General features: G+C 69.4%; 2 protein-coding genes. Both read right to left on the bottom strand.

What is annotated here, in order from left to right:
* Positions 1-399, bottom strand: a 399-nt coding sequence (locus ACIRS4_RS38690) for a DEAD/DEAH box helicase (protein WP_404205030.1), incomplete at its 3' end; no start/stop codon positions are given.
* A 231-nt stretch (positions 400-630) separates the two neighbouring features.
* Positions 631-1,090: M1 family aminopeptidase (locus ACIRS4_RS38685; protein WP_404205028.1), on the bottom strand; the 460-nt coding region annotated here is incomplete at its 5' end.

Below are 1,090 nucleotides of genomic sequence, written 5' to 3'. Positions count from 1 at the left end.
GGCGATGACGATATCGACGCCCCGCTTCAGCGCCTGAACCTGCCGATGCTGGGAGACGCCTCCGAAGATCGTGGTCACCGACATGCGGTAGGCCGCGGCCAGCGGTTCCATCGCGGCCGCGATCTGGGTCGCGAGCTCCCGGGTCGGCGCGAGCACCAGCCCCGCCGGGTGGTTCGGGCTGGGGCGGCCCTCCAGCGCGCCGAGGCGGTCGATCATCGGAATGGAGAACGCCAGCGTCTTGCCGCTGCCGGTCTTGCCGCGCCCCAGCACGTCGCGCCCGGCCAGGGAATCGGGCAGCGTGTCGGCCTGGATCGGGAACGGTGCGGTGATACCGGCCTCGGTGAGGGCGCGCACCAGCGGTTCGCGCACGCCGAGCGCGGCAAAAGAGGTCGTATTCATCAGTGTGGCAGTGCCTTTCGGGCATCGGGAGGTGCCCGAGCCGTGCGGCGGACTTCGGGTCCGCGCCGGGGGCACAAGGTGGCGAGATTGCCAGTGGGCAAAATCGATCGCCGTAAGGAAAGCTAAGCCGCGCAGTGGGGGCTGCTTGGAAGTTGTAGCGATCTACGACGCTGGTGTGACGGTGTGTTCCGCACCGGCACAGCCATGATCAACAACGTGTTCGCTGGAAGTCTACCCGGCCTCGAAATCGGTCCGGTACGCGGGCTGTGCGGGCAGCGGCGGCAGCGGTCGGGCGTGCAGCCAGGCGTCCAAGAACGGTCGCAGCGACCGGTTGCTGTAATGCCCGGCCAGGTCGGTGAATTCGTCGGTGCTCACCGAGGCGTGCCGGTACCGCGTGGTCCAGGCGCGCAGCAGGTCGAAGAAGGCGTCGTCGCCCAGCTCCAGGCGCAGGGCGTGCAGGGTGAGCGCGCCGCGCTTGTAGACCCGGTCGTCGAACATGAACTCCGGGGTCGGGTCGGCGAGCAGGATGTCCTGTGGCAGGCGCGCCAGGTTGCGGTGCGCGGTGCGGGCCAGCTGATCGGCCGACGGCCCGCCCGCGGCCGCGGACCAGATCCATTCCGCGTAACAGGCGAAGCCCTCGTGCAGCCAGATGTCGCGCCACCGCCGGATGGTGAGGCTGTTGCCGAACCAC

Origin of the sequence: Streptomyces sp. NPDC101166 (assembly GCF_044768125.1) — a bacterium.
GTDB lineage: Bacteria > Actinomycetota > Actinomycetes > Streptomycetales > Streptomycetaceae > Streptomyces.
The sequence above is the reverse complement of the archived record's forward strand: the minus strand, read 5'-3'. Positions and strand labels throughout refer to the sequence as shown.